This is a genomic window from Peribacillus sedimenti (assembly GCF_046237635.1).
Taxonomy (GTDB): domain Bacteria; phylum Bacillota; class Bacilli; order Bacillales; family DSM-1321; genus Peribacillus; species Peribacillus sedimenti.
Map to the genome: position 1 here is coordinate 3,887,584 of NZ_CP143547.1, position 23,110 is coordinate 3,910,693.

At 41.8% G+C, this 23,110-nt stretch carries 24 protein-coding genes; 1 reads left to right on the top strand and 23 read right to left on the bottom strand.

Annotated elements, in window-relative coordinates; all coding sequences use genetic code 11:
* Nucleotides 1–8: 8 nt before the first annotated feature.
* The 22 genes from V1500_RS19135 to rpsU form a co-directional block, all read right to left on the bottom strand.
* Nucleotides 9–1,127 (bottom strand): Nif3-like dinuclear metal center hexameric protein, encoded by a 1,119-nt coding sequence (locus tag V1500_RS19135; RefSeq protein WP_409301725.1) that lies wholly within the window; start codon nucleotides 1,125–1,127, stop codon nucleotides 9–11.
* The gene (locus V1500_RS19140; RefSeq protein ID WP_409301727.1) at nucleotides 1,114–1,833 is read right to left on the bottom strand and encodes a tRNA (adenine(22)-N(1))-methyltransferase; all 720 of its coding nucleotides are present in this window, start codon (nucleotides 1,831–1,833) and stop codon (nucleotides 1,114–1,116) included. The genes V1500_RS19135 and V1500_RS19140 overlap by 14 nt, the downstream gene beginning before the upstream one ends.
* Nucleotides 1,834–2,247: 414 nt before the next feature.
* Nucleotides 2,248–2,610, bottom strand: coding sequence for a cytochrome c550 (gene cccA, locus V1500_RS19145; protein WP_409301728.1), 363 nt, complete (start codon nucleotides 2,608–2,610; stop codon nucleotides 2,248–2,250).
* Nucleotides 2,611–2,793: 183 nt separating this feature from the next.
* Entirely contained in the window at nucleotides 2,794–3,336 is a 543-nt protein-coding gene (locus V1500_RS19150; RefSeq protein ID WP_409301729.1) for a hypothetical protein, read from the bottom strand.
* A gap of 126 nt (nucleotides 3,337–3,462) precedes the next feature.
* Nucleotides 3,463–4,593, bottom strand: coding sequence for an RNA polymerase sigma factor RpoD (gene rpoD / locus V1500_RS19155; protein WP_409301731.1), 1,131 nt, complete (start codon nucleotides 4,591–4,593; stop codon nucleotides 3,463–3,465).
* Between the two features lie 40 nt (nucleotides 4,594–4,633).
* The gene (dnaG, locus tag V1500_RS19160; protein ID WP_409301732.1) at nucleotides 4,634–6,442 is read right to left on the bottom strand and encodes a DNA primase; all 1,809 of its coding nucleotides are present in this window, start codon (nucleotides 6,440–6,442) and stop codon (nucleotides 4,634–4,636) included.
* A gap of 78 nt (nucleotides 6,443–6,520) precedes the next feature.
* Complete coding sequence (locus tag V1500_RS19165; RefSeq protein ID WP_409301734.1) at nucleotides 6,521–6,901, bottom strand: DUF188 domain-containing protein; 381 nt, start codon at nucleotides 6,899–6,901, stop codon at nucleotides 6,521–6,523.
* 498 nt (nucleotides 6,902–7,399) lie between these two features.
* Nucleotides 7,400–8,218: a pyruvate, water dikinase regulatory protein gene (locus tag V1500_RS19170; protein WP_409301736.1), complete on the bottom strand. Its 819-nt coding sequence runs from the start codon at nucleotides 8,216–8,218 to the stop codon at nucleotides 7,400–7,402.
* Nucleotides 8,219–8,236: 18 nt separating this feature from the next.
* Nucleotides 8,237–8,872: a helix-turn-helix transcriptional regulator gene (locus V1500_RS19175; RefSeq protein WP_409301737.1), complete on the bottom strand. Its 636-nt coding sequence runs from the start codon at nucleotides 8,870–8,872 to the stop codon at nucleotides 8,237–8,239.
* Nucleotides 8,873–9,032: 160 nt separating this feature from the next.
* Complete coding sequence (gene glyS, locus V1500_RS19180) at nucleotides 9,033–11,105, bottom strand: glycine--tRNA ligase subunit beta (protein ID WP_409301739.1); 2,073 nt, start codon at nucleotides 11,103–11,105, stop codon at nucleotides 9,033–9,035.
* On the bottom strand, nucleotides 11,092–11,985 hold the full coding sequence (gene glyQ, locus V1500_RS19185) for a glycine--tRNA ligase subunit alpha (RefSeq protein WP_409301741.1): 894 nt from the start codon (nucleotides 11,983–11,985) through the stop codon (nucleotides 11,092–11,094). Before glyQ ends, glyS begins: the two co-directional genes overlap by 14 nt.
* 357 nt (nucleotides 11,986–12,342) lie before the next feature.
* The gene (recO, locus tag V1500_RS19190; protein ID WP_409301742.1) at nucleotides 12,343–13,095 is read right to left on the bottom strand and encodes a DNA repair protein RecO; all 753 of its coding nucleotides are present in this window, start codon (nucleotides 13,093–13,095) and stop codon (nucleotides 12,343–12,345) included.
* A 34-nt stretch (nucleotides 13,096–13,129) separates the two neighbouring features.
* A complete protein-coding gene (locus V1500_RS19195; protein ID WP_409301744.1) occupies nucleotides 13,130–13,273 on the bottom strand; it encodes a YqzL family protein in 144 nt (47 codons plus the stop codon).
* A 126-nt stretch (nucleotides 13,274–13,399) separates the two neighbouring features.
* Nucleotides 13,400–14,329 carry a GTPase Era gene (era, locus tag V1500_RS19200; protein WP_409301746.1) on the bottom strand — a complete coding sequence of 310 codons (930 nt, stop codon included), beginning with the start codon at nucleotides 14,327–14,329 and terminating at the stop codon, nucleotides 13,400–13,402.
* A gap of 357 nt (nucleotides 14,330–14,686) precedes the next feature.
* Nucleotides 14,687–14,965: a diacylglycerol kinase family protein gene (locus V1500_RS19205; protein ID WP_409301747.1), complete on the bottom strand. Its 279-nt coding sequence runs from the start codon at nucleotides 14,963–14,965 to the stop codon at nucleotides 14,687–14,689.
* Nucleotides 14,966–15,038: 73 nt separating this feature from the next.
* Complete coding sequence (gene ybeY, locus V1500_RS19210) at nucleotides 15,039–15,515, bottom strand: rRNA maturation RNase YbeY (RefSeq protein ID WP_409301749.1); 477 nt, start codon at nucleotides 15,513–15,515, stop codon at nucleotides 15,039–15,041.
* The gene (locus tag V1500_RS19215; protein ID WP_409301751.1) at nucleotides 15,512–17,680 is read right to left on the bottom strand and encodes an HD family phosphohydrolase; all 2,169 of its coding nucleotides are present in this window, start codon (nucleotides 17,678–17,680) and stop codon (nucleotides 15,512–15,514) included. The genes ybeY and V1500_RS19215 overlap by 4 nt, the downstream gene beginning before the upstream one ends.
* Nucleotides 17,681–17,853: 173 nt before the next feature.
* On the bottom strand, nucleotides 17,854–18,819 hold the full coding sequence (locus V1500_RS19220) for a PhoH family protein (RefSeq protein ID WP_409301753.1): 966 nt from the start codon (nucleotides 18,817–18,819) through the stop codon (nucleotides 17,854–17,856).
* A gap of 3 nt (nucleotides 18,820–18,822) precedes the next feature.
* Nucleotides 18,823–20,010, bottom strand: coding sequence for a sporulation protein YqfD (yqfD, locus tag V1500_RS19225; protein WP_409301755.1), 1,188 nt, complete (start codon nucleotides 20,008–20,010; stop codon nucleotides 18,823–18,825).
* A 17-nt stretch (nucleotides 20,011–20,027) separates the two neighbouring features.
* On the bottom strand, nucleotides 20,028–20,312 hold the full coding sequence (yqfC, locus tag V1500_RS19230; protein ID WP_409301757.1) for a sporulation protein YqfC: 285 nt from the start codon (nucleotides 20,310–20,312) through the stop codon (nucleotides 20,028–20,030).
* Between the two features lie 166 nt (nucleotides 20,313–20,478).
* The gene (locus V1500_RS19235) at nucleotides 20,479–20,925 is read right to left on the bottom strand and encodes a GatB/YqeY domain-containing protein (protein ID WP_409301759.1); all 447 of its coding nucleotides are present in this window, start codon (nucleotides 20,923–20,925) and stop codon (nucleotides 20,479–20,481) included.
* Between the two features lie 14 nt (nucleotides 20,926–20,939).
* Entirely contained in the window at nucleotides 20,940–21,113 is a 174-nt protein-coding gene (gene rpsU, locus V1500_RS19240; protein WP_028391853.1) for a 30S ribosomal protein S21, read from the bottom strand.
* 299 nt (nucleotides 21,114–21,412) lie between these two features.
* Between rpsU and V1500_RS19245 the strand changes: the two genes are divergently transcribed.
* Nucleotides 21,413–22,333 carry a Na/Pi symporter gene (locus V1500_RS19245; protein WP_409301762.1) on the top strand — a complete coding sequence of 307 codons (921 nt, stop codon included), beginning with the start codon at nucleotides 21,413–21,415 and terminating at the stop codon, nucleotides 22,331–22,333.
* Between the two features lie 87 nt (nucleotides 22,334–22,420).
* Here V1500_RS19245 and deoC read toward each other — a convergent pair whose 3' ends face one another.
* Complete coding sequence (deoC, locus tag V1500_RS19250; protein ID WP_409301764.1) at nucleotides 22,421–23,092, bottom strand: deoxyribose-phosphate aldolase; 672 nt, start codon at nucleotides 23,090–23,092, stop codon at nucleotides 22,421–22,423.
* Nucleotides 23,093–23,110 lie beyond the last annotated feature (18 nt).

The following is a 23,110-nucleotide window of genomic DNA, read 5'->3' on the forward strand; positions in this document are numbered from 1 at the left end:
TGCTTTTCTTATATAAATGTAAATGGGTCTGTATTGGGCTTGGAATCTATAAATTCAACCTGGTAATGATTCTTTTTGCATAAATTCGCCATAATTTTCGCTACGCCTTTTTTCATTACCTTCTCTATGTTATGCCCAGGGTCGACAATGTTAAGCCCAAGGAGCATGGCATCATGAGCATTATGGTAATACATATCACCAGTAACGTATACGTCCGCGCCTTTAAATTTAGCCTGGGAAAAATATTTATTTCCGTCTCCACCTAAGACGGCAACTTTCTTTATCTTGCTGTCCAAGGAGCCTACTACCCTTACCGCATTTACATCAAGGACTTTTTTGACATGGTTGCTGAATTGCTCCAACGTCATTTCCTCAGTCAAGATTCCTATTCTTCCTAAGCCCTCCGCTTGCCGCTTATTTTCAAGCTTGTAAATATCATAGGCAGGCTCTTCATATGGATGCGCCTTAATCATCGCTGAAAGAACCTTCTTTTCTATTTCTGCCGGATAGATGGTTTCAATTTTTACTTCCCTAACACTTTCTGGTTGCCCGGGAGCGCCGATTGTAGGATTGGTATTTTCGCCTGGAAGGAATCTCCCTGTGCCCTCGGATGTGAACGAGCAGTGGCTGTAGTTTCCTATGGCTCCTGCTCCTGCATTCCCCAATGCCTCTCTAACCCTGGTTTCGGTATTCTCAGGAACATAGACTGCCAATTTGTGATAGCTGGACTGAAAGGTAGGAATTAGGACTTCAGTTTCCTTTAATCCCAAGGCATCCGCCAGCATATCGTTGACTCCCATTCTGGCAACATCAAGGTTTGTATGTGCTGCATATACTGCTATATCATGCTTGATTAGTTTTTCAACAATCTGTCCTGGCGCCGTATCAGTCATGATCTTTTTAAGCGGGCGGTAGATTAACGGGTGATGTGCGATGATTAATTGCACATCTTCCCTGATGGCCTCCTCAACCACTTCATCAACCACATCCAGCGCTACCAGAACTTTCGTAACCTTTTTATTGAGCCGCCCTATTTGAAGGCCGATCGGATCGCCCTCCATCGCGTAGTTCTTCGGTGAGAACTGTTCAAACAAGTTGATGATTTCCAGTCCATTAGGTACCTTCATGTTGGATTGCCTCCTCCACCATTTTGATTTGATCCATCAGTTGCTGTTTCTTTTGAAGGATATCCGTAGAGGCCGCATTCTTTTCTAGCTGTGTTACAATGCTCTCCCAATGCTGTTTCTCCATGGTCCACTTTTTAATGAATATAGCATTTTTTTCTTTTTTCAAAAACGGGCCGAGGAAGATTTCAGACTCGGGGTGTTCTGAATACGGGGCCATCGGATTTCCCGGTTCAGCAATAAGGATTTCGTACACCTTTCCATCATCCTCAAGGATTTCCTCAGCGGTCAGCTGCCATTCATTATCAATCAGCCACTTGCGGACATTATTTACACCTACATTTGGCTGGAGTATCAAACGCTTTACGGCCCCCAGTTTGTTCTTCCCTCTTTCCAAAATCGCCGCTATTAATGTTCCACCCATGCCCGCAATGGAAATGCATGTCGCCTCATCGGCACTCAATACATCCAGTCCATCACCTTTCCTTACTAGAATCTTGTCACTAAGTCCGGTTTTGGATACCTGCTTCTTTGCTGATAAATACGGACCTTCCGCTACCTCACCTGCTATAGAGGAAACTGCCAGTCCATTCAAAATAGCATAGCATGGCAAATAGGCATGGTCTGAGCCGATGTCTGCCAGGATGCTCCCTGCCGGTATATATGTTGCCACTCTTTCTAAACGCTTTGATAATTTTTCATGGTTCATTTTCTCATCTCACTTATTATTCATACTATTATCCCAATAAGGGTCCTATCCTCATTCATTTTACAGGATAACATGTTATTATCCTATTATGATACCCGCTTCCTTCCGTTATTGCCAATCAATCACAAGATATGCGAAGCTATCTATATTTTTTGGAAGGCTATGCCCCCAATTATTTTGTGTTAAAATTAACGTTATGATTGTTGTGCTCACAACAAAGCCCCTGCGCATTAAATCGGAAGCCCCTGTTTTAAATGACCCTCAGCTACTTACTTCCACAAGTCAAAGGTCAGTACTAAGAACACCAGTGGGGTACGCCGAAGCTGGACATCAGTCTAACTAAAGAGTTAGACCCTTATTCAATAAAAAAGGCTGGAATTTCGGATTGAAAATTCCAGCCTTTTATTATTTGGGTTACTTTAAATCGTGGATAAACTTAGCCATTGCGTCAAGTGCTTTACCCTCAACAGGCTGTGGCGGCATGGCGCCCTTACCATTTTGGATGGTTTCTTTAATTTGTTCTTCGGATAACTTGGAACCGATACCTTTCAGCTTTGGTCCCATTCCGCCTTGATACTGATCCCCATGGCATGAAATACATGTGCTCTTGTAGATATCTTCTGGTTTAGATGCAGTCTGTTCTGTCTTTTTCTCCCCGCCACCATTCTTTTCTTCAGCATGTTCCTTGGCATCCCCTATGCCTTTGAACGAAAGCATAAACATAAGTCCAATTCCAAAAACCATAATCACAATGAACGGTACAATTGGATTCTTCATAGAATTCCCTCCCCTATTGCATAACCTATTATGTAAATATTAGAAACACAAACAACACTTATTTTACTTTAAAAAAGTTGTCAGGAAAAGTGGTAAACTAGCAATTTTCAATAAATTCTTATTTTTGACATATCTAGCCGATATGGAAAGTGAGATGAATCCAACTTATCCTATGTCATATTTTCAGAATATACTGTATAATTTAACTATGAAGAAAAATCCTACAGCGATTCCCATTATTCCTGCCACTGTGAAGTAAACCTTGGAAAATCTCTTTCCAATAGTGATCCATAGTAAACAATGGATTAACAAAATCGTGTAAAGAATGCCGTTTTTCTGGGGAGCCAGCTGTTCTGCAGTTTCAACGGTTGTCAGCAGCAGAAGGAAAGCTGCACCTATCAAGGGTATATCGACAGGTAGCTTTTTTACTGAAAATCCCTTCGCTATGAGGAACAGCACAATGATGAAAAAGCAGTAAACGGCCATTTGCATTAAAGCCGGTAATTGAGTAAAATAATTCAAAACCACCGAAATTATAATGACCAGCGCAACAGCTGAACAGGTATAAATATAACGCAGCCTGTCCTTTGCAAGCGGTGCAGCCTGAGGCCCTTCGCCTTCGCTATAAAGCGCTAACAAAAAATCACAATAGTGTTCGGGCAGCATGCGGTTTTGTTTCCAATGCTGTATTTCCTGAAGGATGATTTTTTTCCGGGTATCATTCATAAACGCACATCCTCTAAAAGCTGTTTTCTATATATATCGGCAGGCAGCAAGAAAAATGAAGGTTATAAATTGAAAAAGGACGCTTCATGGCCCTTTCTCCCACAAGTACGTCCTTTCACACAATTTTTATTCAAGGAAATCCTTAAGCCTTTTGCTTCTGCTTGGGTGTCTCAGCTTTCGCAAAGCTTTCGCTTCGATCTGCCTGATTCGCTCTCTTGTTACTCCGAATACTTTTCCTACTTCTTCAAGAGTGCGTGTGCGTCCATCATCCAGGCCAAACCGAAGTCTAAGGACATTCTCTTCCCGGTCTGTTAAAGTATCCAGCACATCCTCCAGCTGTTCTTTTAACAGCTCATAAGCAGCATGCTCGGATGGAGAGGTGGCATCTTGGTCCTCAATGAAATCACCCAGATGAGAATCATCTTCTTCACCAATGGGCGTTTCCAGGGAAACCGGCTCTTGAGCGATCTTTTGAATCTCCCTGACTTTATCAGGGGTCAAGTCCATATCCTCTGCAATTTCTTCCGGAGTTGGTTCGCGGCCCAAATCCTGAAGTAGCTGCCTTTGGACACGAATTAATTTATTGATCGTTTCAACCATGTGAACAGGGATACGTATGGTCCGCGCCTGGTCCGCAATCGCCCGTGTGATTGCTTGCCTGATCCACCATGTTGCATACGTACTGAACTTGAATCCTTTATCGTAATCGAACTTTTCAACTGCTTTGATCAAGCCCATATTCCCTTCCTGTATTAAATCCAGGAACAGCATGCCGCGGCCCACATAGCGTTTCGCGATACTGACAACAAGACGGAGGTTTGCTTCAGCCAGCCTTCGCTTTGCCTCCTCGTCTCCTTCTTCAATACGTTTGGCAAGCTGAATTTCTTCTTCAGCGGAGAGAAGGTCTACCCGGCCAATCTCTTTAAGGTACATACGGACAGGATCATTTATCTTTACACCGGGAGGAACACTTAGGTCATTCAGATCGAATTCCTCTTCTTTGTCCAGGTCCTGAATATTTGGATCATCGTCTTCTTCTTCGTCACCATCAGTAAGGACCTCTACTCCCTGGTCACCCAGATATTCGTAAAACTCATCCATTTGATCTGAATCCAACTCAAAGCTTCCGATGCGTTCAGCAATCTTTTCTATTGTAAGCGAACCCCGCTTTTTCCCTAGCTCAACAAGCTGCTCTTTCACCTGATCTAAATTTAAATCATTATCAACCTCTTTGGAACGTGCTGGTTTTTCAGCCATTAGTTCCCCTCCTTCCAAAAACTTACAAACCTATGCTACACTAAAGTGTTTTTCTTAATTGAATGATTTCCATAGCGATTTGCGCTGCCTTTATATAGTCGCTTCGGCGTTCTGCTTCTTTCTCTTCTGCCTCTTTTTCTTTTATCTTTAACAATTTTTCGTATTTCAACACTTGATTTATATAATCTGTCAGTTCTTTGTCGGAAACTTCTTCATTAACTGACATCATTTCTAACTCAGAAACGATTCTCCGTAATTTCTGATCGGGCAAATAAGTAAGGAAAAGACTTGGATTTGGCTCGTGCCCTTCTTCGTAAAAGGCATATAGGTATGTTATGATTGCTTGATGGTCATCAAGGTTAAACAATGTAGGACCCATCATGTGCTGAATTTTATATGCAGTTTCCCTGCTTTTTAGCATATGTGCAATCAGCATAAGTTCCGCTTTATGGTATGCAGGCTTCAATTTATTTTCATATTGTAGTGTTATCTTTTGTTTCAGAGCCGGCTGTGAGATATGACCTTTTTTTCTCTCTGCAAAAAAGGTTTGCCGCTGCTGCTGTTCCAGGGCATCCAATGAAAGCGAGAACTCAGTTGATAGCTGCCGAAGGTAATGATCTCTTTCTATCGCATTGGGAAGGTGGGAAATTTCCTTGAGTACTTCTTCAATATATTGTATGCGATCTCCTTCATTGTTCAGGTTTTTTCCTCTGCGAAGATATTGCATTTTAAAAGCCATATAGGTTAAGCTGGCCCCTATTACTTCTGAAATAAAGCTCTTCTCACCGTACTTCTTAATGTAGTCATCGGGGTCCTGCTGCTCTGGCATAAGAGCAACTTTTATATGGAAGCCTGCCGAATGGAGCATCTCTGCAGCTCTGTTTGAGGCAGAAATTCCGGCAGAATCAGAGTCATAGCAGATTAATACCTGGTTGGTATTCCTTTTCAGCATTTGAATATGCTCCTCTGTCAGAGAAGTACCCATTGTTGCTACTCCATTTTCGACGCCTGCGCGATTAGCTGAAATACAGTCTGCAAAACCTTCAAAAAGAACAACCTGTTCTCTTTTTCTGATATGTGCCCTTGCAAAGTGAAAATTGTATAAGACTTTACTTTTATTAAAAATTGGCGTTTCGGGACTATTTAAATATTTGGGCTCATCCTGTCCCATCGACCTCCCAGAAAACGCAATTGTATTTCCCTGGTGGTCCATAATTGGAAACATAATTCTATTTCTAAAGCGGTCGAAATAACTTTCATCCCTTTCCCTGAAAATAATTAACCCGGCTTTTTCCATCAATTCCGGCGCATAGCCTCTTTTGATCAAAAATTTGGTAACAAAATCCCAGGAGTCGAGCGAATAACCAACTTGGAACTTTTCGATTGTTTCCTGTGTAAATCCCCTTGTTAATAGATATTCCAGTGCTTCCTGGCCTTCTTTTGTGTTCATTAAAAGATGGTGGAAGAATTTCCTGAGAAGATCATGCGCTTCAATCATCTGGCGGGAAGTTTCAGGAATCGAGGACTTTCCAGCAGCCTTATCAAGGTCGATATCAAGCGGTATGTTCGCCTTTTCGGATAGTGCCTTAGCTGATTCGATAAAGCTGTAACCTTCAATATCCATTAAAAAGGTGAATACGTTGCCGCCAGCGCCGCAACCGAAACAGTGAAAGATTTGCTTATCAGGTGATACCGAAAAAGACGGAGAGTTTTCGCCATGAAAAGGACAAAGGCCGAAATAATTTCGCCCTTGTTTTTTTAACTGTACATACTCGCTGATTAAATCAACGATGTCGACAGCCTCACGAATTTGATTTATTTTTTCATCTTGAATTCGGGCATTTGTCATATCTCTTCACCTGTATATTTGGTGATAATTATTATTTCGATACCGAATCACTGGTTCCTGCAAGATTCGACAATTTTTTTAGAAGCATTTTGGAAAAATTCCGTTTTTCTTCTTTCGCAAAGGTTTTGGCCCTTTTGTATGCTTTCCTTGTCTTCTTAGCTTTGCGGCAAAGTGACGCATTTCCAGCAGGCTGGCTATATTGTCGTCCCTGTATTCCATTCCCCGAGGAGATAGAACATAAACGCCTTTGGCAACCAGCGTGGCAGCAAATCCGATATCTGCTGTAATAACAATATCACCTTTATTGACGTTGTTAACTATATAGAGATCTGCAGCTTCCCTGTCCGCATCCACATACACCCACTTGCCTTCGGGATTGTTTACCATGCTCTTGTATGACGCGACGAAACAAACTGGCATATCATGCATTTTCGCACAATCCAGGGTTTCTTCTTTCACAGGACATGCATCAGCATCTACATAGATTGTCGGTTTATTTTCATATGTTCTAATTCTACATCTTTCTTCATTATCCTTTTTTCTGCAAAGAATCTTTCATAACACTTTTGGATATGTCGAAATATATTTTCCCATTGGCCCTTGACATCTTAATAGTTCTAGTTTATTCCTTTATAACTCAGTCTAAACCTTAAGAAATCATTTTTTCTCACAATTTTTTATTATAGTACATTCGAAGTTAATATGCTAATAAAACAACCTGAAAAATCGGAGACCGCTCTACGGACCAGACAGAAGCCTCAGCTTTGTATATTTACTACTATTGCAGAGTCAGCCCTAGGCTCATAAAAGCAAAAGAAAAGAGCCGACAACTGGAGTTGCCAGCGCGGATCAAATACAATGTAAAATATGTAGAGAGCTAAATATTTAGAATAGTTTTTCCTACAATATTTTATAGCTTTGATTCGCTATCCGGCATGCTCGTAAGTCGGTCCCCTATCAATGGCGGTTTTGAATAATATTAATAATTGTATTGGCCGTTTCTTCAACTGCCTTATTTGTTACATCTATGATCGGACATTTAAGTCTGGCCACTACATTATCAAAATACTTTAATTCTTCATTGATTCTTTCCATATTCGCGTAAATGGCATGGTCGTTCAAACCAAGAGATTTTAATCTCTCTTTTCTGATATTATTCAGTTTCTCTGGACTGATCTTAAGTCCAAAGCATTTTTCAGGACGCACCAGAAATAATTCCTCAGGTGGTTCCACTTCCGGGACAAGCGGAACATTAGCAACTTTGAACCGCTTAAGTGCAAGGTATTGCGAAAGAGGGGTTTTTGAAGTTCTAGAAACTCCCACCAGGACAATATCTGCCCGCAGTATGCCTCTTGGATCGCGGCCATCATCATATTTCACAGCAAACTCAATGGCTTCTATCCGCTTAAAATATTGATCATCGAGTTTTCTTACCATTCCTGGCTCATTTAACGGAGAAGATTTGGCCCTGTCCTGAAGCATTGACATCAAAGGACCAATTATATCAAAGGCTGGGATGTTTTCCTCTGCAGCCTGTGCCTTCATATACTCCCTGATTTCCGGACGGACGAGGGTAAAGGCAATCATTGCCCCATTTAATTTTGCCAATGATATGATTTCGTCCACATTTTGTTTATCTTCTACATAAGGAATTCTTTTTATCGTAAAAGAAGTGCCTGCAAATTGACTGGCTGCAGCCTTAGTTACCAATTCTGCCGTTTCACCCACTGAATCTGATACAACATAAATTATCGAACCGCTCATATTTCCGCCCATCCCCCGGCTAGCCTCCTCTTAGCTTTCTCCAGCGAGAGCTAGGAATGCCTTAGTAATATTAGTCTTCGTTATTCTCCCAATCACTTCAAAGCCTTTTTCCGTTTCTTTTACAACCGGCAGTGCATCTATTTGTTTTTCTATCAATTTCTTTGCGACATCTATCAATAAATCATTTTTCATGCACATCGTGATGTTCGGCATTCTAGTCATGATAATATTTACAGGAATCGTATTTAATTCCTGCTTTCCAATGCTTGCGCGCAGAAGATCCTTCCGGGACAGCACGCCAACAAGTATAGAATGCTTATCCACAACGAAAAGCGTTCCCACATCCTCAAGAAACATTGTAACAATAGCATCATATACGGAAATACTTTCACTCACTACTACAGGAATGGATGAATTATCCTTTACATAAATATTCTTAAGGTTATCTGTTAAAAGCTGGGTCCCTGATTTCCCTGTATAAAAATATCCTACTCTCGGCCTTGCATCAAGGAATCCAGCCATCGTTAGAATGGCTAAATCCGGTCGCAAAGTAGCCCTTGTCAGGTTAAGCTGTTCAGCAATATGTTCACCTGTAATAGGACCATTTTCTTTAACAATTTGCAGGATTTGTTCCTGCCGCTTATTCAATTCGATTACAATCACCACCCCACTGCACTGGCAGAGAAAAATAAATAGGCTATACTATATGTCATATATTATATACTATAACACTAAATTGAAAAGAGATGCTTTTTTAAATCTGGTTTGCCAGTTGCTTTCTCCCTGCTGCAATAAAGGTACTCTGTAAGCCCATTGTACTCTTACATTACACTGCGATGATTTTGTTCACAGCAGCATAGCTGGAAATAAAGTCACTAATTTCCTTCATTAGAGCCAATCTATTGTTTCTCAGCTCCATGTCTTCAGCCATAACCATCGTATGGTCAAAAAATAGCTCTATGTCTTGTTTAAGTGAGACTAACAATTCGAAACGTTCCGTTTCCGACTCTGTGTCTACGTATTGTTCATAAAGCTCTTTATATTTATTGTAAAGATTCGCCTCATATTCTGTTTTAAATAGCACACTATTCAAAACAGCATTCCCTTCATTTTTTGCCGCTATGTTCATTACCCTGCTCAAGGCTTCCATCTCTTCTTTAAAACCAGTCCGGTTTTTAGCGTGTTGAAGGACGCCAGCGCGCTCTACCAATCTTGAAACATTTCCGATCTTGCTGTCGAGCAAAGCATCGATAACATCATAGGACACTTGTCTTTCATTCAGCAAATGCTTAATCCTTGCCTTCAAGAAGACAAGAAGGTCATTTTCCACTTCCTGGCGGTCGCGCTTTAAGACACCTGCTTCCGACATTTGATCGAGAGCAATGGAGACAATGTCCTCAAGTGATATTGGCCATTCTTTTTCCAATAACACTTGCACGATGCCGCTCGCTTGCCTTCTTAATGCATATGGATCCTGCGAGCCAGTGGGAATAATGCCGATAGCAAAGAAAGAAGCTACTGTATCAATTTTCTCTGCTACACTTAAAACCGCTCCGGTTATGGAAGGAGGAGCCTGATCATCCGCATGCCGTGGCATATAATGGTCGTTTATTGCTGCAGCTACCTCTTTTGGCTCTCCCTTTAATAAAGCATATTTCTCACCCATATAACCCTGAAGCTCCGGAAATTCATATACCATATGGCTGACTAAATCAAACTTGGCAATTTGGGCTGCCCGTGAAGCGAGCTCTTTTTCACGCTCGTTTAAATCCAGCTTATCCGCCAGCAATCCTGTAAGCCTGTGGACCCTTTCAGTTTTTTCAGCAAGCGTTCCAATTTCTTCATGGTAAACGATCGTCTCAAGCTTTTTTAAAGCACTGTCAATTTCAAGCTTTTGATCTTCTTTGTAGAAGAAAGCAGCATCTGACAAACGTGCCCGAAGAACCTTTTCGTTCCCTTTCGCTACAATATCAAGATTTCGCTCGTCTCCATTTCTGACCGTTACAAAGAATGGGAGCAGTTCTCCTTGTGAATTTTTAACAGGAAAATATCTTTGGTGCTCCTTCATGGACGTGATCAATACTTCCTGAGGAACTTCGAGAAACTCCTCTTCAAAGCGTCCAAATAAAACAGTCGGGTACTCTACAAGATTATTTACCTCTTCCAGCAAATCCTCATCAATCGGAATGACCCAATTTTGGCCGGATTCAAGGTTTGCTATTTGGCTGCGGATCATGTTCTTTCTTTCCTCGCTGTCTGCTATCACAAACTGCTGCTTCAAAATATGCTCATAATCTTCTGGAGTGTCTATTGTTACAGATTCTCCCAGGAATCGATGACCCACCGTACTGCGCCCGGCAGCTACATGGGTAATTCTAAAATCGATAACCTCTGTTCCAAATAATGCTGCAATCCATTTAATCGGGCGGATATACCTCAGGTCCTCATTGCCCCAACGCATATTTTTAGGAAAAGTAAGACCTATAATGATCTCCTTGACCTCAGGAAGCAAGTCGAATGTCGGCTTCCCCTCGATGAACTTGTTTACATGCACATACTCAACTCCGTTTATTTCTTTAAAATAAATATCCTCTACAGAAACTCCCTGTCCCCGTGCAAAACCAAGTGCAGCTTTAGTCCAGCCTCCGCTTTCATCCTGCGCGATCTTCCTTGCAGGTCCCTTGGCCTCTTCATGAATGTCCTCCTGGGCTTCTGCGACATCCTTAACTAAAACAGCCAGTCGTCTAGGAGTTGAAAAGACCTTAACATCCCCAAACGCTACTGCCTTCTCAGACAGCCATCTCTCGAGTTTTGCAGAAAATTGTTCTATAGATGAAGAAATGACCCGGGCAGGCATCTCTTCCAATCCAATCTCAATCAATAAATCACGCTTGCTCATTTGCCTTTTCCCCTTTCTCCAGGATTGGGAATCCCATTTTTTCTCTCTCTTCATAGAAGGTTTTTGCCACTTTCCTGGCAAGGTTCCGACATCGTGCAATGTATCCCGTTCTCTCTGTTACAGAAATCGCTCCCTTGGCATCTAACAGGTTAAAAGTATGAGAGCATTTTAAAACATAATCATAGGCAGGATGCACAAGCCCTTCATCCATTTGTCGGTGTGCTTCCTTTTCATATATAGTAAAAAGCTGGAACAACATATCTAAGTCGGATGTCTCGAACGTATACTTGGAATGCTCGTATTCTGGCTGGAGGAAAATGTCTCGGTATGTAAATCCTTCAGTCCATTCCAGATCAAATACATTTTCCTTTTGCTGTATATATGACGCCAAACGTTCAATTCCGTATGTTATTTCCACAGATACCGGCTTACACTCAATGCCCCCAACTTGCTGGAAATAAGTGAATTGAGTGATTTCCATCCCATCCAGCCACACTTCCCAGCCAAGTCCGGCACATCCTAAAGACGGATTCTCCCAATTGTCTTCCACAAATCGGATATCGTGCTCCAGCGGATCAATGCCTAAAGCCTTTAGAGAATCCAGGTAGATTTCCTGAATATTATCGGGAGATGGCTTTATGATTACTTGAAATTGGTGATGCTGGTACAGGCGATTGGGGTTTTCCCCGTAACGTCCGTCAGCAGGCCTCCGTGAAGGCTCAACATAGGCCACACGCCACGGTTCTGGCCCAATTGCGCGCAAGAATGTATATGGGCTCATCGTTCCCGCCCCTTTTTCCGTATCGTATGCGTTCATAAGAATGCAGCCCTGGTCAGCCCAATGCTTTTGCAAAGTAGAAATCATGTTTTGGATATTCATTTAGCAACCTCCATATTATTTTTGACTTAATTCAGCTTGCTTCCAGTTTTTTATCGAAAAACCTTGTTGTCTAATAGCGGCAGGCAGACTTTTCATCCAATACAAAAAACTCCCGCCACTATGCCATTGGCATAGGGACGAGAGTTTACCCGCGGTTCCACCCTATTTGCCGGAAAAACCGGCCTCTTTAAGTTCTTGTTGCTCCGGAACGCCTTTCTGCGACTGTCCATTTCCCGGCTTGCACCATCCCGGAATCGCTTTTATGGAGTAAAGTCACGTACTCTTTTCCATCACTGCAACGAATATTATGAATTGATTTTAGCGAAGTCACCTAAGATTGTCAACATAATGCTCAAACTATAGCAGATCCTTCATCTGATCCATTTGTTTAAGGAACTTTTTTGATTTCAGATGCAATCCTGAATATTCCTCATAATAAGCATCGATTACTTTTTGAATTTCTTTTTTTGTTTCCGTCTTTATGGATATATTTCCAAGCCGCGATAAATCAAAGAAATAAAATAGGCGAAGCAGCTTAACTGTTGCTGGTGAAATTTTCATGTGAAAACGATCTTTTTCAAGGCATCTATGGCAAATAAAACCGCCTTCCTTTATAGAAAACGAAAATTCCCCTTCTGTCTCTCCGCAAACAGCACATCGATCCAAAACTGGATTTAAGCCAATGACCGGCAGCATTTTCATTTCGAAGATAAATTTAAGCACCTCGGGGTCATATCCTTCATTTATGTAACTTAATGTTTGAAACAACAATTCAAACAAGAAGGGGTTAGGCTTTTTATCTTCCACGCTTTTATCAAGCAGTTCGACGATATATGATGCATATGCTGTTGCGAAGATATCCTCCCTGATAGAGCGCATGGAGTTTACCGTCTCTCCCTGCTGGAGGCTTCCGAGCCCGCTTGTGGCCTGGAAAAGATAGTATCCGTAATAAAAAAGCTGGGTGACGGCCGAGAGCCGGCTGTTGGGCTTGCTGGCTCCCCTGGCCATCACACCTATTTTACCCATCTCCCGGGTAAATAGTGTAATGATTTTATTGTTTTCTCCATAATCCGTCCGTCGTATGACAATGCCTTCACATTTTTGCAGCAAGACAGGTCACCTTCCATTTCATACAAGACAAATTTCAGGAGATAGGAAAATCAACCTCTGCTAGCTGGTCATCCTTGATTTCGGCTCTTTCCTGTCCTTCCACCTGTAATTCCTTAAACAGCAAGTAAGTATCTATGCTGCCTGTTTGACTGAAAACCTTCCAGGTAAAATCTAACATAAATTAAGCCCACCTTTCAATTTTAACTAGCATCTGTCCAAAAGTCCCGCCCTTACGTTTATCTTGACCGTTCTTATTAAAAACATGAGAAACAAAAATTACTAAGAATAAAATACTGGGAATAGATTAATATTCATCTTCATTAAAACCGTAGTCCCTCAATTGGGACATTTTATTGCGCCAATCCTTCTGCACCTTTACCCACAGCTCAAGAAAAACCTTTGAACCAAGCAAATTCTCAATATCCAGCCTTGCACGTTTTCCTACTTCCTTTAACAAGCTGCCTTGCTTACCAATAACGATTCCTTTTTGAGAGTCTCTTTCAACCACTATGGTTGCCATAACATTTATCGTTTCACTGTTTTCCAGCTTTTTAATCGAATCGATCACCACGGCAATGGAATGAGGAATCTCTTCACGAGTCAAATGCAATACCTTTTCCCTTATCAATTCTGAAATAATAAAACGTTCAGGATGGTCCGTAACCTGATCGGCAGGGTAAAACTGAGGACCTTCAGGAAGATGCTCTTTTATTTGCCCAAGAAGGGTTTCGACGTTGTTACCTTCAAGCGCTGATATAGGAACAATGGACGCAAAAGGATAAAGGTCCTTATATGTCTCGATCAAAGGCAGCAATTCGTCCGGATGCACTTGGTCGATTTTATTCACCACCAGGAAAACAGGTGTTGTGACGGACTTTAATTTTTCGATGATAAATTCATCGCCGCGCCCGATTCCCTCGGCAGCATTAATCATAAATAATATCAGATCTACTTCCTTAAGCGTATTTGTCGCTACCTTCATCATAAAGTCCCCCAGCTTGTGCTTAGGCTTATGAATTCCAGGCGTATCTATAAAAATCATTTGAGCATCCGATAAAGTCAATACTCCCTGGACCTTGTTACGGGTCGTTTGAGGCTTATCGCTCATGATAGCAATTTTCTGACCGATGACCCGGTTTAGAAAGGTGCTTTTTCCGACATTAGGCCTGCCTATAATCGAAATAAAACCTGATTTATAATCCTTCGATGTTGGTTCGTCAAATAATTTATTCATGTAAAGTCCTCCGCTATAGGCTCCTGGCCGCACTCATTGTTAATAATCTAGTTCCCCATTTATCAGGGTTAAAACTTCGCATGGAACATGTGAAATAACCGGTATTACTCGTTTTTACTATGAACATCTCCGAAGCTAATGTTATTGTCATTGTAACGCATCATTGCTTGTCTTGCATATATATTCAGGAAATGTAATGATAGCGTAACAACAAAGAGTGAGCTGCCGGGGCATAATTATAAATTGCCAATCCTGAAACATTGCTCAACATACGAATTTATACAGGATGATGAAAATATGGATTTCGTAAATATTTTTCTCCAATAATACAAAAACGGCAAGAATATAAAATGTTGCTTATGAAAAAACTCTGGGCAGGAATATAATCAGGCCTACGGCAACTGAATAAAATGCATATATTAGTACTGCACCCGCCGCCATATCCTTGGCCTGCTTTGCCAAGGGGTGTAAATCCTCTGTAGCTAAATCAACTGCCCTTTCCAATGCTGAATTCACCATTTCCAGGCTGATCATCCCTGCTACTGCCGACAAAAGGAACAGCCACTCCATAGCGGCGATGTGAAAATACAAGCCTAAAAGGGCAGCTGCGGCAGCTGAAAAAACATGTATTTTCATGTTTCTCTCAGCCATGATGGCTGTGGCGATTCCTTGGAACGCAAACAAAAAACTTTTACTGAGCGGCCATTTTTTATTGCGATCTCGAAAGGCCATATTCCTCAAGGATGTCCTTCTGTTTTTTAAACATTTCTTGTTCATCCTCTTCATTCATATGATCATACCCCAAGAGATGAAGGAAGCCGTGCAGTGCAAGAAAGCCTAGCTCCCTTTCAAAAGAGTGGCCGTATTCTTCAGCCTGCTCTCTAGTCCTTTCAATGGATATGATGATATCCCCCAGTACGCGAGGCATGTCCGCTCCGATAATTTCAGTCTCTTCCTCGCCCATTTCCTCCATGGCGAACGATATAACATCGGTAGGAGCATCTTTTTCACGGTATTCTTTATTTATCTCCTGTATCCGTTCATTTGTTACAAAGGTTACAGACAGTTCGCTGCCAGCATCAATTTGTTCCTTCTCAGCCGCAAATTGCAGCAATGAATCAACCAGATTAATCGCTTCATCTGTCACATTATTTGTTTCATCAATAAAATCTATTTCTAAAATCATAGGTTCACCTTCTGTTCTAATTTAGGCAGTTCAGGATATTCTATCCGTGAGTGGAAAATGCCATGCAGAGTTTCGCACAGGGACTCCCTCACAATTCTCAGCTCGTTCATTGTAATGTCACATTCATTGAATTGCTTGTCATCCAGCCGGTCACTAATAATTTTATCAACAATGCTCCCAATTTTCTCTGCAGTAGGCTGGCTCATCGACCTGACAGCTGCCTCCACGCTGTCTGCGATTCCGATCACCGCTATTTCCTTGGTCTGCGCCCTGGGACCGGGATAGCGGTAATCCTGCTCCATAACATCTTCCCCGTTCTCAATTGCTTTATGATAAAAATATTTAAGGAGCGTGGTGCCATGGTGCTGTTCAGCAATATCAATAATCTCCTGCGGCAGCTTATACTTCCGCAGCATATCGCCGCCGTCGATTGCATGCGCAATGATAATATCCCTGCTCGTAGACGGCGGCAGCCTGTCATGAGGATTTTCAATATTCATCTGGTTTTCAATAAAAAATTGGGGTCTTTTTGTTTTCCCAATATCATGGTAGTAACAGCCCACTCTCGCCAAAAGTCCATTTGCACCTATGGATTCACATGCGGATTCAGCCAGATTGGCGACCATCACGCTATGATGATATGTTCCCGGCGCTTCGGTCAATATCTTTCGGAGCAAAGGATGATTTGGATTGGATAGTTCTATTAGCTTCATGGTCGATAATATGCCAAAACCAGCCTCAAAGAAAGGCAGAAGCCCCTGTGTAAGGATGGAGGAGCCCACCCCTGAAACCACTGCAGCAACCGTGTAAAAAAGATACTCCATCTTTGTGTAATTGCCTTCCGAAATCCAAAGGATCGATAACAGCAATATAATGTTGACAAGTGACAGTACGAACCCCGCCTGAAGGATTTTCGCTTTAAAATTCTTCTCAGAAAGGATTATGATACTCGCGATACCGCTGAACATTATGTATAATCCAATTGAAAAATCCAGGTTTCCAGGAGTTTCTCCATTAAAGATAATTGTACCGAAAACACCGCATACTATCGTAAGTGCGACTGCAAAACGCTCATTCAGCAGAATCTTGATCAGCATTGCCCCCATGGCAGCCGGAAAAAAGAAGCCTAAATCTGGATACTTCAGGTCAGCAAAAATGCTGACTATTTTCATAACCGTGACGGCAATGATAAATACTAGGCTGAATATCATTAGATTAGTTGCCTTTTTAGCTTCGACTGAAGAAGGAATATTACGGAAGTAGTAATATAAGCCCCCAAAAACCAGTGATACGAACATGAATATCCCTAAATACGGGAATAATGTATTCTCGCTGCTTAAAAAACCAGCTAGCTCTAATTGACGATATATCTTCTGATCAATTAATTTTCCTTCCTCCACAATCACTTGACCTTGCAGGATCCTGACTGGCTCCACAGACTCCATTGCCTTTGCACGCTGTTCTTCTGTCTTATCCTTGTCAAAAAAGTAATTTTGGATGATGGAATTCCTTGCCAGAGCGATTGAAGCATTACGCATTTCAGGGTTTAAACTGGATAGCTTCAGCTCGTCCTCTGCCCTTTTTTTAGCGTTTTCCACATCATCAGCAGCAATCGTTTCATTCATTACTTTATTGACAACTGTAATAGTAGAGTCTTGCGTAATGTTGATTTGATTTTCATCCGCTGCCGCCAAAGCGTTAAAGACAAACTCGGGGATATCCTTGTTAACTTCATCGGTTAATTTGCCCTTCAACATGGCGACTCGATCCTGCATACTGACAATGGTCGGTTTGTCACCGTCTTTGGTTTGCTCTGTTTCTTGTTTATCCGCTTCCTGTTTAACCTCAATGGCGGAATCGAAGATGGATACCAATAAATCTACTTTATTCTCAGCATATTCCCTTTTTAAGGTATACACATCTTTGACTTGTTTTAGGACTTCTTCCCTTTTTTTCTGAGTTTCCTCTATATCTTCCACTGTTTTAGTGGCTCTTATTGTCTGCTCTGCCGGCTTCAGCAGTTCAATCTTTATCTTTTCAGGCTTTACGTTCGAATACATCATCAGAAAAGAAAATAAACCCAGTACCACAAATAGTAACGACTGGAAAATGCGATTGCCAAGTAGCTTCCTGAGCTTGGTCATATTGCGATGAATAAAATTCAAGGTTTCCCCTCCTATATAAGGAAAGCATTCAATAGTAAGGACTGTAATTATGTAAAATCATAACAGTTTTCCTCATAATTTTCATCCTCCCTTTTCAAAAAGCTCTTCCTAGGCGGCATTTTCCTGCTGGCACATGAAAAAATCCGCCTGTTTTGGGCGGATTCTTTACAATGTCATGCCTTTTCTGCCTTCTCATAAGCGCTGATAATCTTGGAAACCAGGGGATGGCGTACAACGTCGCTTTGTTCAAGATAAGTGATGGAAATTCCTGATACGCCTCTTAGAATATTTTCCACTGCGATTAATCCAGATTTAGCCCCTTTCGGGAGGTCGATTTGGGAACGGTCACCTGTAATGACCATTTTCGAATCAAATCCAAGTCTTGTCAGGAACATCTTCATTTGCGCTGAAGTAGTATTCTGGGCTTCATCCAGGATCACAAATGCGTCATCCAGAGTTCTCCCTCGCATATAAGCCAGCGGAGCAATTTCAATGGTTCCTCTTTCTATAAGCCTTTGGGTATGCTCCATCCCCAATAAGTCATGCAGGGCGTCATACAGGGGGCGAAGGTATGGATCGACCTTCTCCTTTAAATCCCCCGGCAGGAACCCAAGACTTTCTCCAGCCTCGACTGCCGGTCGAGTAAGGATAATCCGTTTGACCTGTCCGTTCTTTAGAGCATTGACAGCCATTACGACAGCGAGATAGGTCTTTCCTGTACCTGCTGGCCCGATGCCAAAAACAAGGTCATGCTTTTTGATAGCTGAAATATATTGCCTTTGTCCTAGTGTCTTTACCCTGATCGATTTCCCTTTCGCCGTTTTCGCAATTTCCTCTTCATATAATTCAAGGAAATATTCAAGTGTGCCCTTCCGCGATAGCTCGATTGCATACAAAACATCTCTGGAGCTTATATTAATGCCCTTTCTTATTACATTTAAAAGCGCTTTGAGTATACTTTCCGCTTCCCTAGCCTGGTCAAGCTCGCCCGCTATGGAAATTCCCTGTCCGCGAGTGATCACAGATACATTCAATTCTTGTTCCAGGACTCCTATATTAGCATCAGCATTTCCTAATAAAGCCTGTGCTTCATTGGGTGATTCAATCTCTAGATTAATAACCTTAACGTCTTCTGGCATTCGTTAGTCTCCTTGAAAGATTGGTTGTCCGGCCGCTATATTTTCTATAACCTGATAGTGAATGGTCATTTTAACTTTACCATTGTCAATTGATCTGTGTAAAATTTTTTCTCCAACAATTCTGGCATCGCGGTGAAGTTGCTTACTCAGATCAATTTTGGCCATCTTGATCGCTTCCCTCTCAGCCTGTTCAGCTGTGTAATTTCGAACGATTACTTCCTTATTCCTTTTTGTGGCTGTTTTATAAGAAATCGGCAATTTCCATTGCAGGAAGAAAAACGGCCTTTCGGTTACTTCGGTTTCAAAGCTTTTGTATCCGGGATCCCTAAATCCCCAAATAGGGACTGAAGCCTTCCACAGCAAAAGGCTATGCTTGGTTCTTTCCTCTCCGTTGAAAACGGAGAACTTTGTCTTTAATGGTACTTCTACGTTAGACTTATACCACGTTTCCCCCTTAATTACTCCTTTTGCCCCCACAATCTGGGGATTGTCATCTTTTCCAATTAAACCGGAAACGAGTAATTGTCCTTTATTAACATAGTCATTCACTTTTACCTTAGGTTGTCCTTTTTCAATGAACATATCAGTAATAACGGCCTTTTTTATTGCCACTAAATTTTGTAGTGAGGTTTTTTGTGTGACTTTAGGCTGTTTCTTTTCAACTACCTGAAAATGATAGGTTGTCCCCTTTAGCTCCACTCCGATCCAGGTAACGGAATCTATCCTTTCGGATAGTTTTCGTTGAATGCTTTCTGCATCATATACAAGGAACTGCAGTTTCCCCACCTTTACTCCAATGTTCTTAAGCTCCTTCCGGATGGCATGTTCTGTTTGCGGATTAGCATTGTGAACATCTATCTTCCATATCATATTGGATAAAATGAATATGGAAATGAGAAATGCTATACTCCCTGCAAGGAAACCGCTGTTTTTCATTATCCTTTTTAGAATGAATGGGCCACCCTTCCCGTGAACAAAGCTGACCTTACAATCGCTCTTGCGGACTACCTTTCGCAATGAGGGAACTTCGTCAAGATCCATGAAAAAGAGGATAGAATCAGGGCCGGAACGGGTTACGTCCCAGACATGGATGCCATTTCTTACTAATGCGTTAACCAGTCTTTCCGTCCCTTTGCCGTATGCTTTCACTTTTACATAACCGGTATAAAAGTTTGTCCACTGATTCTTCATGATTATCCTCCCAATGCTCATTCATTGATAAAATACACCCCATTAACCTTTCCCTGCAGCATAATTTCTTCAGACAGGATCGTTCTAATGACAAAACCGTCACCTTTTATCAGAAGCTGACCCTGTTTTAGCATCAGCCTCACTTCTTTATCAGTAAATGTCAAAAGGCCCCTGTGGTTCTCAATGTATATATGTAACTGGCCTATCATTGTAATTCTCGGCAGGTCCATCATGACATCTTGTGGAAGGTCCATTGTCTTCACAAGCATCCTTCTAAGCTTTTGCCCCCATTTTGGTGCCATAGAAAAAGAACCCCCTTTCATCTCAAATGTATGAGGTGAAAGGGGGTTCTAGCACACTTTTTGCATTGTTTTTGGGGTGAATTAATTTTACTGACGACCTGGAAGGGCCTTGCTAATCATATATAAAACCGCAGACAAATATGTCTGCGGTTTAGAGGTTTAGAGTTTAAGATAGATGTTGTTGTACTAATTTGTTTACCAAGGAACCATCAGCCTTACCTTTTACTTTAGGCATCAAAGCTCCCATAACTCTCCCCATATCAGCTTTCGATGTTGCATTTACGTCAGCAATCGTCTGGGTAACAATGGCTGCCACTTCTTCTTCTGAAAGCTGCTTAGGCATATATGCCTCAACGTAGCCTATTTCGGTACGGATTTTATCCACGAGATCGATTCTACCTGCATTTTCAAACTCTTGGAGGGAGTCTTTGCGTTGTTTTAATTCGCGAGAGAGCACTGTCAATTCTTCCTCTTCTGTCAACTCTTCTTTACGGACTTTAAGCGCTTCGTTTTGAAGGGATGCTTTGACCATACGAATGACAGAGAGTCGGTCCTTTTCCTTGTTCCTCATCGCTTGTTTCATATCATTATTTAAACGCTCGAGAAGACTCATCTTTCCACCCTCTCTTAGAATTTACGTTTTCTAGCTGCTTCAGACTTTTTCTTGCGCTTTACGCTTGGTTTTTCATAAAACTCGCGCTTCCTAGCTTCCTGAAGCGATCCTGCTTTAGATACAGTACGTTTGAAACGACGAAGAGCATCTTCAAGCGATTCGTTTTTACGAACGACGGTTTTAGACATCTCTTTCCCTCCCTCCGAAAACAACACACTAACTCATAGTTGGCAACATGTTGTCAACATGTACTTATCCATTATAATATATGAGTACAGTCAGGTCAACTATTAATGGTGCCTTCATTATTCGGCAATCCATACAGCGAATGTAACGTTATACTGGCCCGCTGCCATTCAGTTAAATATCATGAAGAATCGAAAATCTACAACTTTCACTGCATGGTTCATTGATCAGGCTAAAGGGACAAATAATAAGCATGTCCAGCGCCTTACCCCCATATGATGAAAACACAGGGGGTGACCATATGTACGAGTCTTTACTATTTATTATATATATATGCATATTTCTGGCTGGTATGGCTGCGTTGAGAAACGGCTTATTTAATTTATCCGGTGAATCACTTAAAAAAGTTTTGTCCAAAGTGACGGATGCCCCTTGGAAGGGATTCTTAACCGGAACCATCATTACCGGTGTACTTCAGAGCAGTTCGGCGGTAATGGTAATGACAGTTGGGCTTGTATCTGTTGGGTCGCTTTCCTTTTCCCAAACCATCGGAATTATACTCGGCTCCAATATCGGCTCCACCGTTACAACGGAATTTATGACTCTTTCCCTGGATAAATGGGCAATACCCGGGATTATTGCGGGCGTTGGTTTTTGTCTGATTCCACATATAATGGCAAAAAGTTTTGGAACAGCGCTTATAGGGCTGAGTGCAATTTTTGCGGCTATTGGAGGGTTTAAAATGCTTGCAGGACCGCTTTCCTCGCTTCCTCTAGTCGACAAATTGCTCATTAGTATAGAAAACCACCTTGTGTTAGCTTTGATCACTGGCATTGTGGTAACCGCAATAATCCATTCCAGTTCGGCAACGATAGGAATAGCAATGAGCTTTCTAGCAGGAGCGCAAATCAGTGTATATGCAGGAATTGCCATTATGCTTGGTTCTAATATCGGCACTTGCATAACAGGTTATATGGCTAGCATTGGATCGGGTCCTGAAGCAAAGTTCACCGCATATGCTCATATCTGGCTTAATGTTTTGGGTGTTCTTTTTTTCCTTCCATTTATCGGCAGTATGGAAAGCCTTACCGCCCTTTTAACCACTGATAAGGCCCTGCAACTTGCACATGCAAGCGTTCTATTTAACGTAATAACCTCAGTTCTGGTACTTCCCTTTTCCAGGCAATTCGCGAAAATGATCCTTTTTTTGCATAAAGGCTGACGGCGATCGGTCAGTTTTATATCTTATTTCTGACATACAAACAGACAGCCAGAAAAAACTTCCGGCTGTGCGCTTCTGTCTTTTTATTTAATAGTCCGTCGCTGCAGTTAACCCTTTAATAATGGATACTCCAGCACTTGCTCCTATTCTTGTCGCACCCGCGTCTACAACGTTTTTTGCATCAGCAGCACTGCGGACACCGCCAGATGCCTTCACACCAATGTCAGGGCCGACTGTTTTTCTCATCAGTGCGACATCTTCCACGGTAGCACCGCCTGTTGAGAATCCGGTTGATGTCTTGACAAAGTCCGCGCCTGCATTTACTGCAAGTTTACATGCACGCACTTTCTCTTCTTCAGACAAAAGGGAAGTTTCAATTATTACTTTTGTAAGAGCTTTTGATTTTGAAGCTTCCACTACTGCACGGATATCTTTTTCTACAAGTTCGTCATCTTTATCCTTTAGTGCACCGATATTGATAACCATATCGACTTCCTCTGCCCCATTATTAATGGCATTTTCTGCTTCAAAGGCCTTTGTTTCAGGAGTGTTTGCTCCCAATGGAAAACCGATGACAGTGCACACCTTTACTTCAGATCCGGCAAGCAGTTCTACTGCATAGCGTACCCACACTGGATTAACACACACTGAAGCAAATTTATATTCTCTTGCTTCCTCACATAATGTCTTTATTTCTTTCTTTGTTGCATCTGCTTTTAGTAAGGTATGGTCGATTAAACGGGCTATATCCTGATTCATTTGATATCTCCTTTCACA